This window comes from Chitinophaga niastensis (assembly GCF_003014755.1).
GTDB lineage: Bacteria > Bacteroidota > Bacteroidia > Chitinophagales > Chitinophagaceae > Chitinophaga > Chitinophaga niastensis.
The window spans coordinates 825,419-838,476 of the sequence record NZ_PYAW01000003.1; the positions used below are offsets into that span (position 1 = coordinate 825,419).

Annotated in this window: 8 protein-coding genes; 2 read left to right on the plus strand and 6 right to left on the minus strand. The window is 42.5% G+C overall.

The annotated features are described in order from the left end of the window. Window positions 1-83: 83 nt before the first annotated feature. Complete coding sequence (locus CLV51_RS18025; protein WP_106529445.1) at window positions 84-1,262, minus strand: proline dehydrogenase family protein; 1,179 nt, start codon at window positions 1,260-1,262, stop codon at window positions 84-86. A gap of 183 nt (window positions 1,263-1,445) precedes the next feature. On the opposite strand from CLV51_RS18025, the gene CLV51_RS18030 reads away from it, so the two are divergent. Next, the gene (locus CLV51_RS18030) at window positions 1,446-2,243 is read left to right on the plus strand and encodes a FecR family protein (RefSeq protein ID WP_106529446.1); all 798 of its coding nucleotides are present in this window, start codon (window positions 1,446-1,448) and stop codon (window positions 2,241-2,243) included. 105 nt (window positions 2,244-2,348) lie between these two features. Further along, complete coding sequence (locus CLV51_RS18035) at window positions 2,349-3,194, plus strand: dienelactone hydrolase family protein (RefSeq protein WP_106529447.1); 846 nt, start codon at window positions 2,349-2,351, stop codon at window positions 3,192-3,194. 193 nt (window positions 3,195-3,387) lie between these two features. Here the strand turns inward: CLV51_RS18035 and CLV51_RS18040 are convergent, their stop codons facing one another. From CLV51_RS18040 to CLV51_RS18060, 5 genes are all read right to left on the minus strand, one after another. Beyond that, on the minus strand, window positions 3,388-4,722 hold the full coding sequence (locus CLV51_RS18040; RefSeq protein ID WP_106529448.1) for a RagB/SusD family nutrient uptake outer membrane protein: 1,335 nt from the start codon (window positions 4,720-4,722) through the stop codon (window positions 3,388-3,390). A 14-nt stretch (window positions 4,723-4,736) separates the two neighbouring features. Next, a complete protein-coding gene (locus tag CLV51_RS18045; RefSeq protein WP_106529449.1) occupies window positions 4,737-8,105 on the minus strand; it encodes a SusC/RagA family TonB-linked outer membrane protein in 3,369 nt (1,122 codons plus the stop codon). 17 nt (window positions 8,106-8,122) lie between these two features. Continuing rightward, complete coding sequence (locus CLV51_RS18050; RefSeq protein WP_106529450.1) at window positions 8,123-10,747, minus strand: zinc-dependent metalloprotease; 2,625 nt, start codon at window positions 10,745-10,747, stop codon at window positions 8,123-8,125. 518 nt (window positions 10,748-11,265) lie between these two features. Further along, window positions 11,266-12,174, minus strand: coding sequence for an alpha/beta hydrolase (locus tag CLV51_RS18055; RefSeq protein ID WP_106529451.1), 909 nt, complete (start codon window positions 12,172-12,174; stop codon window positions 11,266-11,268). A gap of 38 nt (window positions 12,175-12,212) precedes the next feature. Beyond that, a complete protein-coding gene (locus tag CLV51_RS18060; protein WP_106529452.1) occupies window positions 12,213-12,803 on the minus strand; it encodes a TetR/AcrR family transcriptional regulator in 591 nt (196 codons plus the stop codon). Between the last annotated feature and the right edge of the window lie 255 nt (window positions 12,804-13,058).

Sequence of the window (13,058 nt, forward strand, 5' to 3'; positions counted from 1 at the left end):
ATCTTCGCTAATCTTTTTATAATCATAAAAAATAATCGGGGTAATCAGTATAATCAGTCTAATCGGGAGAAAGACAACAACACTTAAAGCGCCCTCCTCTTCAGTTCTTTTCTGATCAATCCCAGTTCTCGGCCCATTTGTCCGGCAATAGAGGTATTTTCCTGGGCCCTGCGGAGCAGGTAAGGCATTACGTCTTTTACAGGACCATATGGCAGGTATTTGGTCACTTTATAACCAGCGTGTGCCAGGTTAAAAGTGATGTTATCGCTCATACCTAACAGCTGCGAAAAGCTTACGTGTGGGTGATTGTGGGGAAGACCTTTTTCATCCATGATGCGGGCAGCCAGCATGCAGCTGTTTTCATTGTGGGTACCGATAAATAAACCAACTTTATCGATATTATCCAGGCAGAATTTCACAGCAGCATCGTAATCCTTATCAGTAGCGGATTTGCTGGGCTGAATAGGAGTTGGATAATTGTTTTCTGCAGCACGTTTATTTTCTTTTTCCATATATGCACCACGTACTAGTTTGGCACCCAGCAGATAACCCGCTTTGGTAGCCGTTTGCAGGGATGCCTGCAGGAAACTGAAACGATCGTGACAATACATCTGGAAAGTATTGAATACAACTACTTTTCCCTTGTTAAACAACGACATCATCTCATTCGTGAGGTCATCTACCGGTTGTTGAATCCAGGATTCCTCTGCATCAACCAGGATGGCTACATTATGTTTGGCACCGGCGGCAGTGATGGCATGTACACGGGCACGTACGCGTGCATATTCTTCCTGTTCGGTAACAGTCAGGGTATCACCCCGGTGTACTTTCTCCAACAGCTCAAACCGGGCAAAACCAGTTATTTTTATGGCGATAAAAGGAATATCGGGTCTGGTAGCAGCATACTGGATAGCACGAATAAATTCCGGTACTGCATCATCATAGCTGTGCTCTCCTTCCATGGCTTCCACACCATAATCCAGCACTACCCCTACATGGTAATTACCCAACTGCAAAGCAGTAGTAGCGGCTTCTTCCAGTGTTTCACCACCGCAGAACTGTGAGAAAATGGTGCTTTTGATGATGCCTTTGATTGGTAACCGTAGTTTGAAGGCCAGTGGTGTCATCACTGAACCAAATTTTACCACCCAGGGTTTCCCGATATTGCTAAAGAGAAAGTTGGCTTTTTTCAACGCGTTGTCGGTCTTGGCCTCAAATGCTATAGCGGTATTATCAAACGATAAAGGTAGCTGCTTTTCCATGGGCCGCAAAGTTAGGGTGCGCCTTGCTCTTAAACAAAAATCATTATAATATCAGCACATCTTTTTAACAGGATTATCCGATATTGTCTATTGCTTCTCATAAATTGTTGAAGCGTGGATATTTGCTGCTATTTATTTTAATTACTTTTAGGTCTTTTCTCTTAAATACAAAATTCCCGGAATATGCTATTAAAATCTGATACTATCTCCCGTTATTATTCATGGCCGGATGCATTTATCCTGCTACTTGTTGGGGGTATAGTACTGTCGGGCTGCAAAACAAAAGCACCTGAAAACACGACTGTAAAGCTGCAAACACCGGGCACTAAATACATCACCTATAAAGGCCAAACCGGTCGCCGGACCAACATTACATTACCTGACAGTTCTCATGTGATCCTCAATTCATTATCTGTACTGGAGGTACCTGAAAACTACCAGCACGGCAACAGGGCAGTAATACTGGATGGAGACGCTTTCTTTACAGTAACGCCATCCACTGATACCTTTACCGTTACGAGTGATAAACTGAGAGCTACGGTATTAGGTACATCTTTTAAAATGAGATCCTTTTCCAGTCAACATGGCGCTACTGTGAACCTCCTTACCGGTAAAATCCGTGTCAATAAATCCTATCATTCTGCTTCCGATAACCAACCGGAAATACTGGAACGCGGACAAATGATCCTCGCTAACAATGATATTGATCTGATGGAAAAGGAAACCTATCATCCCGAAGAACTGGAAACCTGGTTGTCAGATACCCTGACTATCAAACAAGCCAACCCTATGGCTGTTTCCCGCATACTGGAAGAATGGTTTGGGGTAGAGATAGAAATGCGGGGAGATGCAACTAAAGCACGTATTATTACGGAAGCTGCATTTTATAATGCTTCGCTGGAAGATGTATTGAGCAATTTAAGTGCACAACAGGATTTTAAGTATAAAATCAGCGATAATAAAGTAGTGATTACTTTTTAGTGTAGCCGATACCGTTAGTAAGTATTATGAAAAGGTTTATCAATTAAATTATCCTGCTGTATCAAAAAATTTGTACCTTATAAGGACCAAAACACCTTCCTTATTATGAAACCACTATCAATACTAACGCTCCTGCTATTAATGGTTGCGGGCGCTTTTGCACAAACTGCTCCCTGTTGTCATACAGACGCTGTTACTGAATTTGCCAGTCTTGCCAACCGGGAAGATTTCCGTATGGCGCATAAAGATCCGCTGCCATACACATATACCAGCAATGCCGGCGTACCTGTTACTTTTAACACACCGGACGGAACACCGGCACATGGCTTTCTGTTCAAAGCAAAACAACCTACCAATAAATATTTGTTTGTTTACCAGGAATGGTACGGACTGAACGACTATATCAAAAAACAATCTGAAAAGCTTTTTATTGATATGGATGGAAAGGTAAATGTGCTGGCAGTGGACATGTATGACCAGAAAATAGCCACTAACCGGGAAGACGCTGCAAAACTGATGCAGGCTGCTTCCCACGAAAGGTATAAAGCCATTATGCAGGGAGCGCTCGCCTATGCAGGCCCATCGGCCAAAATTGCGGCTATAGGGTGGTGCTTTGGTGGTGGAATAGCTTTACAGTCAGGCTTGCTTAACGGAGCACAAAACATTGGTGTAGTGATGTATTACGGCATGCCTGAAAAAGATGTGGCAAGTCTGAAAACACTGAACGCACCAGTACTGGGATTTTTCGGCAATAAAGACAAAGGCATTACACCCGCCATAGTAGATGAATTTGAAAAAAACATGAAAGCAGCAGGTAAAACGTTAACGGTTAAACGTTATGATGCAGATCATGGTTTTGCTAATCCCAGCAATCCTATTTTTGATAGCGCTGCTACTGCTGATGCGTATAAATATGCGCTGGCATTTTTGAAGCAGCAATTCGGACTGTGATTGTCTTTCCCAGGATTAGGCTGATTATGCTGATTACCCTGATTTTATTTTTTTGATTTTAAAAAGATTAGCGAAGATCGAAGCGGATATACTCGCTTTAATCTTCGCTAATCTTTTTAAAATCAAAAAAATAAAATCAGGGTAATCAGCATAATCAGTCTAATCGGGAAAAAGACAATTTCCGCTTTTCCTTTTATTCGCTCAGCAATGGGTTGTTCATGATGGCTTCCCTAGGGATCTTAATAGTATACCGGGGATCGCCTGCTTTTAAAGTATAGGTTTTCCCTTTTAAAGTATGTGTTATAGCGGGTTGTGTTGTTCTGCGCAGATCAAACCAGCGATGGCCTTCAAAAGCCAGTTCACGGGCTCTTTCATCGTAGATTTCATTTAACAGGTCGGTACCGGAAAGACTGGCAATACGTGTTTCTTCTGTTGAATAAAATGCCGGTGTTAAGCGGTTCTTTTTCAACTGATCCAGGTAGGTGCGGGCTACTTCCGGTTGTCCTAACCGAGCAGCTGCTTCTGCAGCGATCAGGTATACTTCTGCTACACGGAACGACTGACGGAAATTATTATTATTGAGGATTTTCAATACTGTATTATTGCCTTTGCTATCTTTTCCATAAAACATTTTCAAGCGCAGATCGCCGGTGGTATTATACATGGAAAACAGGTTATCAGCTACAAAAATACTCTGTGTAGTACTGGCAACATATATCATTTCAAAAGCCTGTATAGATTCTTTTGAATTATACTTTGTTGGCAGTTCTGTACTACTATTAAAGTCCACCAAAGTGTTCTTTTTATCCAGCACCATTTTCGCAGCAGCCAATGCCTTATCCCACTGATGAGTATAGAGATATATGCGTGCAGCCATTGCGTATCCGGCTGTTTTGCTAAACTTGTAAGAAGCAGCTGTTTCGAAAGCATCTACATTTACCAACGACAAACCTTTTTCAAGATCCGCAAATACCTGGTCATATATTTCTTTCACCGTATTACGGCGCGCTACCTTTTCCATATCTATTTCCGTTATGATGGGCACTGCTTTATCAGTGCCTGCAGTAGCCGGATTATAGGCATTTCCGTACAGATTTACCAAGTTAAAATGTGTATACGCACGCAGCAGGTATGCTTCTCCTATGAGCTGCGCTTTTTCTGCTGCACTGCTTCCTCCCGCCGCCGGTGCCGCCTCAATGATATGATTGGCATAAAAAAGTATCTGATACTTCTTTTGCCAGTTATAGGTCAATGATTGTAGTTCCACCCCGTTTTCATCCCATAGAAAATTATTCCGGAGCATGTTCACATCACCGCTACGTGCTTCATTCATTCTCACTTCGTCGCCGCGGTAAGTAACCAATCCTTTATCAAAATCGGGCATCACATACGCGCTCCTTAATTCTTTTTCGAAATCAGGAATGGTGGTAGGGATTACCTGCCCTACAGGAACAATATCCAGGTATTTCTTACAGGACATCGCTGTCATAGTTAATACCAGCCCGGTGGCATATATAATTTTACGCATCTTGCTTCAGTATTTTAGAATGTGGCGTTAAGGCCAACAGTGAATGTTTTGGGAATAGGCTGTGCATATACATTTCCCATTGTTTCCGGATCAAGAAAACCATCATAGTTTTTAGCAAAAACAAATGGATTCCTGGCTTCCGCAGTAATCTTCAATCCTTTCATCCGGATTTTGTTACCTACTGCATCCGGCAGTCTGTATCCAAGCGTGATATTACGCACCCGTACATAACCACCATCCTTAATCCATAAACTGAGGGAGTTATACTGATGCATCCTGTCCTCCAGCCAATGGCCTAAAAGCTTCTGTTCAGGATCTGTAGTGGCGCTATTTCCAAAGAGTGGTGGATATTTTCCATTAGGATTGGCTATGCTCCAACGATCCAGGATAGCTGCGTTGCTGTTGGTACCACGATTGTAGAGTACAGGGCTATAGTATGGCTGTACTTTTATCTTTTGTCCCAGGTTAAACATTAATCCAATAGAGAGATCAAATCTCTTATAAGTAAAGTTATTGCTGAACCCACCCGTATACAAAGGATCTGACGTACCCATATTACTGAATAACGCACGTTGCTGCTCACTTGTAAGTGTAGAATAAGGGTAAAGCCCTCCAAGATCCGGATCGCCCGCAAAATCGTCCTGTAGCTGCAGCAGTTCCACCAATGTTTCTTTCTTACCCTGGTAATTCACCATGATCATTCCCTTATTATTCAGACCTGCGTAATCCAGTCCCCAGACAGTATTAATGGCGGACCCTTCCCTCGAAGGATAGTCAGCATTGTTACGCAGCGTTTCGCGTAACACGGTATTCTTGTTATAGGAGAAATTAAAATCTGTCGTCCAGCGGAAATCCTTACGGGAAATATTACGGGTATTAATACTTACTTCCAGGCCACTGTTACGCATTTCAGCCCAGTTGACATTCATTGTCTGGAAACCGGTTTCTAACGGTAACGCATACATGTTGATAAGGTCTTTACCATGACGGTCATAATAATCTACCGTTACATTGATCTTATTATTCAACATCGAAAAATCAATCCCGATATTTTTATTGATGGTTTTTTCCCACCTCAGCTTAGCGTTGGGGGGACTTGTTACTTCAATATTCTGCAGCGGATTACCCGGCAAAATAGGGACGTTTGTGTACTTACCTACTACAAACGGAGAAGTGGATTTATCGACATTACCCTGCAAACCATAGGAAGCACGAACATTCAACATATTAATGAAACGCACACCCTTCATAAACGGTTCTTCCATCACACGCCACAAACCACTCACGGACCATAGCGGGAGATATTTATATTTGGGATTGACGCCAAACATATCTGATCCGTCAAAACGAATGCTACCTGCCAGGGTATACTTGTTGTTGTAGGTATATGAACCTGTACCAAAGAAAGATACAAATGCATTTTCAGTATACAGATTTTTGTCCTTAAACAAGACAGCAGCTTCATTATCATTCTTAAACTGCGGTGCAATAGTAGTCAACGTTTGTGGATCATAGCCATAACCTAGTTTAGTAAGACCTTTGGTATTAATTCTTCTTAACTCATTACCACCCATGAAATTGAAATCATGCTTTTTATTCACACTAAAACTATACTCTACCAAAGATTTCAGCGTTAACTGCTGCAGGTTTTGTTGCCCATTATTGATAATACCTCCCTTAGGTAAAAAGGTCGATTTAGTGCCGGTTACAGGATCAAATCGTATTGCATTATCTGCCTGCTGTCTTACGAAATAAGTATTTTCCAGCGCAATAGCTTCTGAACTAGTATTCTCAGACTGGATACCCAACTGAGAGCTGACATGCAGTCGTGGAATTACCTCGTAATCCAGTTTAAAATTAGCGTTTACAGCCTGTGTTTTACTAATGTTAGAGGTATTCTCCCGTTCTTCCAGTACATTAAAGTTGAGGACACTCTCATCTCCGAGGATGTTCTTATCATACACATAATTATCATTGGCATCTTTCACCTGTGTATAAGGATTTGCCCGTCGTGAATAATATAAAGGATTGGTATTAGCGGAGGTATTGGTCAGGTAAGATGTTTGTGTACGCTGATTAGCAAACAAACCGGCTGAGAATTTCAGCTTCTCTGACAAGTCGAAATCTGTTTTCAGTGTGATGTTATAACGCTGTGCACCCGTACCAATTGTGGCACCCTTTTCGTCATAATAACCACCACTGAAATAATAGGCAGATTTATCACTACCACCAGATACACTTACACTATGTTCCTGCGTAAAAGCACTGCGAAACAACAGATCGTTCCAGTTTGTATTGATACCGCGTAAAGCATTTATTTCATTGCGGGCATCCGCATTAATACCACCAAAACCTTTACCGGAAAGATCTTCGGCAGACACTCCATATTTATTCAGGATACGGGACACATCTCCATAATCAGCGCGATAATTAAAATCAGAAGTATAAAGATCCAGTTCCAGGTTTACTTTCTGGTCGCTGTTCATCAGGTTCAAACGGTCTATATCCGGCTTTTGCGTAAAGGTGAAGTTGTTGCGATAGTTCACAGACATCCGCTCTCCTTTTTTACCTGACTTAGTCGTTACTACAATCACGCCATTCGCTGCACGGGCGCCATAGATAGCAGTAGCCGCTGCATCTTTTAATACAGTAATGCTTTCAATATCTGCCGGGCTATAACCTGCTATAGAAGAAGTATACAACCTGTCAATATCTTTTCCATCTGTATTCGGAAGGTTATTGCCTTCAACAGGCAATCCGTCTATCACCCACAGCGGGTCTTGCGTACCTTGTAAAGAAGACGTACCACGGATACGGATCTTAGGCGCCTGACCAGGTGCACCGGAAAGGCTGCTTACAGCCACGCCGGACAGCTGTCCTTGCAACATCTGCTCCACACTCATTACACCACCTATATCAATTTTCTCCATACTGATCTTGTCAATAGCACCGGTAGACTTATTCTTACGAATAGTCTGATACCCTGTAAATACAAACTCGTTCAGGTTTTTACCGGAAGCAGATAAAGAGATATTATAATTGTTACCGTTGGAAATAGTTATCAACTTCGTTTCATATCCCATGTAACCTACTGTCAGTTGTTTCACTTTCAGTGAATCAGACAAGGAGAGTGAGAACTCCCCTTTTTCATTGGTAATAGCGCCGATACTGATATTCTCGATGATATTATCTGTACCAGTGGTGGTACCAATCGTTTTATTACTGGCGTATACGGACACCCCGATCAGTGCTTCACCTGATGTGGCATCCACTACTTTACCCTTAATAGTGCGCTGCCCATTTTGTGCCTTCACCAACCACGGAGAAAGGCAGACAGCCAGCACCAGCAGTACTGTTCTTAATAAAATTGTTCCTTTTTTCATGTACACAGATAAATAGATTATTTGTTATTTAAAGCCTGGTTGATACGCAGGATGAGATCATTGTAATGATCTGCAGTGGCCCTGTCAGCGTTATTCTTCTTTGTATTTAATAATTGCAGCAGTCGTTGTAATTCGCCACGTTTTGCACTCACGGCATCGGATACACGATTTACAGCGAAGTACATCATATTACGGGAGGCACGGTCTTCCTGGTGCGACTGTAATGAAAAAGTGCAGAAATTTTCTGTAGCGGCAGGTAACCATTCTTCCTGTAGTTTTTTAGCATCTGTACGTACCACCGATTTGTCAATACTGATAATCAGTGCGTCCACAAAACCTTTCTGGCTGTTACGCTCGTAAATATCCAGTGATTGTCCACGTAAAGTTCTGGCAAAAATGCCCTGGTGCATATCGCTCATCAGATCTGTTACGGTATAAGCCGATTTGCCGTTGGCGGCTTCGTTTTCCAGCATACGTGACAAACGTTCATCACGCAGCAGATCATAATACACGTATGACTGTAAACTTTTTGCATATACCAATGCACCGTATTCGATATTGCCTATCGGGCTTTCTTTAATCGGATAACTTTTAGTGTATACATCATTTTTAAACAGCCATCCTGGTGTGTTAAATACTTCTTCTACCAGGTATTTCACTGCATCCTGCTGTTTCTTTTTTTCAACATGTTGATAAGTATTCTGCAATTGACCGTATACAGTAGGTGTAATATAGATGCCGCCTACATTTGCCAGTACGTGATAAGCATATTGGTTCCACTGGCCAATGGCGCCGTTTAACATTTTACCGGCTTCATCATAATTATCACCTTCTTCTTGGGTCCAGCTTAATATTTGCGGAACAATACGTTTCAGGTTGAGGAGGCCATATTTACTGGCTTTCACGGCATCATTACCCAGGTCTTCAATTTGTGAGCGGGGATCAATGGCATCGCGTACATCCTGCTGTTCGCCGAAAGCGTATAACGGATTATTTTCGTATAGCCGTAACTGTTTTTTGAGTGCTGGTTGTTCTTCGTGGGGAGTTTTACTACCGGTATAACGGTAAGCCCAGTCAATAGCGAATTTATCGTATACGCCAATAGCCGGTGTAATTTGCGTCACCTGATCACCTGGTTGCGCCACGTAATTGAAACGGGCATAGTCCATGATAGAAGGTGCAGTGCCACCCATTCGGGACGTAAATTCCGGCGAGCGTAAGGAGTCTACATCAAAAGCAAAGGAGCTACCCATGTTATGCTGTAAGCCAAGTGTATGGCCTACTTCATGGCTGGATACAAAACGGATAGCATGGCCCATCAATGAATCGCTGAAGCGATTACTGCGCGCCCGCGGATCAATAGCACCTGTTTGTATGCGCACCCAGGAATGCAAAGTGCTCATTACGTTATGCCACCAGATGATATCCGCCTCCAGGATTTCACCGGAGCGCGGGTCTATTACTGAGGGGCCCATAGCATTAGCTTTTGCAGAAGCTGCATAGGTGACCACAGAATAACGTACATCATCTGCATCAAAATCAGGATCATTAACAGGGGCATCTTTTGCCACTATTGCATTTTTGAAACCAGCTGCTTCAAATGCTTTTTGCCAGTCTTCAATCCCTGCTTTAATGTATGGGCGCCACTTTTCAGGTGTGCTGGCATCTATGTAATACACAATTGGTTTGGCTGGTTCCACCAGTTCACCATTGCGATAGCGCTGCATATCTTCCGGCTTGGGCTCCAGGCGCCAGCGGGTGATGAGTTGCCTTTCTTCCAGTTTATGTTGTTCATCGCTGAAGTACCAGCGTGGCGTAGTAAATAATCCAACTCTTCTGTCGGAGAAACGTGGTACCATTGGGTTTTCGCTGAGCAGTACCAGGTTGGTAGTTGTTTCGATAGATACTTCTACACCGGTAATTTTTGCCGTGAGTTCAGACTTTGCTACTATATTATCTTCAAATGTTTTGATAGCACGGATACGCGACAAGTCTTTAATAGGCGAGCTACCCATTCCAAGCGCATCAAATACATTATTAATGCTGTTGTTAGTACCGTCAAATATTTTTGAGACGTTGATCAACAGGGCAGAAGTATCTGCATTGTAGGCTTCAATTTTAAAATAATCTATAACAGACGGAATAAAGTTATCTGCTACAGATTGCGCAATAGCATTGCCGGCAGGCACTTCCAGGAATGGGTTCTGTTTACGGATAAATACTTTACTGAGCAGGGTATCTCTCTCAAAAGAGATGACCATATTCGCATAATTCATTCCTTTGTTCACACCGGCATCGTTGAGCGGTTCCGGTACTTTAGATAGTTTGTTAACTACCAGCAGCTGCCGCCCTAAGAGTTTCAGGGGAATTTCAAAGTAAAAATCGGTCTTCACCCGGTGTACTTTAAATAATCCGTCTTTAGAAACTGCATCTGCTGTAATTACCTCCTTGTAAGGCTTCAGTCCTTTCGTATCCGGTTTCTTTTTGGTAGTAGTATCTGTTACTACTGCCGGTATTTTTTTGCCGAACAGCCCCCAGCCTTTCTTTTTTGATTGGGCGACAACATCTGTCAATGCAATGCATTGCACTGAAAGGGCTACACAAGGGAGTAACCATAACAGTTTCCCGTAACTAGTTTGCATAGTGCGTTATTGAGGTGTATACTAAATTTTACACAAGGGGAAACGGCTGGCCGGCCACAGCTGGAGTTGTATAATTTTCCACAGCGGCATATATCCGCGTGAAAATGCAGTTGGGCTATACCCCCAACAATTAAACCCAGCAAGGGCCGGGCTACAAAGGATGATGAATATAGTGCCGTAAAGAATAGGCGTGGTTGCTAAAGTACAGACGCATGCTAAAACTTCATAAGCAAATTAGTATCACGTGTTTAACATTTCTTTAACCACGGGGTGCAAAGCTATTGAAAACTATTTAGAGAAAGATACTGGGAGATCAATTACTGATAAATTTCGTATAGGCATCATAGGATGATACTGTGAAATCATCTACCACAAAGCATTACAGCTGGCACCTATATTTTTTAAAAAAAGAACTGGATTACTTTAGACAAAGCATATCCAAAGCAATCCAGTATAATATTATCAGGCTGTCTTGTCCACTTTCCCAAAACAGTACTTTTTTCACCTGGCGGTAATTGTTATTTTATATCAGCGGCAACATCTGTTTTTACCACTCCTTCCTTTGCCAGGAATTGCATGATACCTTCCAGTACTGCCTGATGACGGGCAATACGAAAATGGCCATCACCGGTAATTTTGAGCGATTCAATAGCGGGATATTGTTCCAGGAAATGTATTATATCAGTAGCCGGAGCCAATGTATCAGTAGTATCATATGCTATCCATATTTTATCTGCTTTGATTTTATTGATATACCGATACAGATCCAATTCTTCCAGGCCTTCTTTTAATCGTTTATGGATCAACGTTAGCAGTTGTGGCATCACTACCGGATGAATACGAAACAGCCGGAATGCATCATTAAAAAAGACAGGTGCACTTAAAGCAATGCCTAACATCACCAGCCTGGGCACCTTCACATTTTTGCGGGAAAGTGTGAGTGCAGCATTAAGTCCGCCGAAAGAGTGACCTACAATAGCATGCAGCGGCCCTTCTTTTTTGATTACCTGTTCCAGCACATGCATCCACTGCACCAGGTTGGTGCGCTTGCCGCCGGAAGCACCATGGGCCGGTCCGTCATAGGTCACCACCTGGTAACCGCTTTCCAGCAATGTGGTAATAAGTTGTTTAAAATCGAACGGACTTCCGCCCCATCCATGCAGCAGCAATACTTTCGGGCCGGTGTTACCCCATTTATAAGTAACAATAGGCAATGGCGTGTAATCAAAAGGATAACTGGTTACCTGCAATTGATGTGTGATAGCTGTATCGCGTAGTTGCTCATGCGTAGCCCGCAGCTTACGGGCTGGTGGTGTGCAATACAGCCGGTAAAACAACCTGGCGGTAATACCGGGAAAAGGCCGGCTCATGGCGGAAAGAAACACTCCTGCCATACGCAGGGACAATGGTAAAACTTGTTGTTGCATTTTTAGACCGATTGGTTTATTTATAGCAATAAAAAAGGTCACAGCGAGTGACGTTTAATTTCTTCCCTTAAAGCATCCAGCACTACCAACATCTGTTTATTATTATTCATAACATTGGTAACCAGGATAGCCCCTTCCAACATAGTAAACATCCTGATGGCGAATTTTTTCTCATCCCAGTCTTTCCTGAATTCGCCATTCTCCTTGCCATACTGCACCATTTTTGCAATACGTGATTCAAAGTATATTATCAGCTCGCTGACTTTCTTTTTTAAACCGGGATTGGTATCATCTGCTTCCACACCAAAATTCAGCATGGGACAACCACCGGCTATCGCCTGGTTCATGGGATAACGGGCGTAGTGTGCAAAGAGGGCCTCAAATTTCCCCGCAGAAGTAGTGGCTGTTGCAGTTACCATCCTGAGCCTTTGTTTCTCTTCTTCGGTAATGTAATCAAACACTTCCATTACAATTTCCTCTTTAGAACCGAAATTGCCGTAAATACCACCCTTAGCCAGTTTAGTGGCCTCCAGGATATCACTGATAGAAGTACCGGCCACCCCTTTCCGGTTAAAAATGGGCGCCGCCTTTTCAATGATAAATTGCCTCGTTTTTTCTGCTTTTCCCATGCGAAAGTGAAATTAGACCAATTGGTTCAATTTTCAAAAAAAAATGCGGATTTTGTCTTTCTCACGATTAGGCTGATTATACTGATTACCCTGATTTTATTTTTTTGATTATAAAGATTTTGAAAGATTAGCGGAGACATAAGCGGATATTGTCTGAACTGTGATTTTTATGATTAGTATGATTATCCTGATTTTTTTTGTTCATAAAAGATGAGCGGAGATCTCAGCGGATATTGTCTGAACCAGGATTTAACG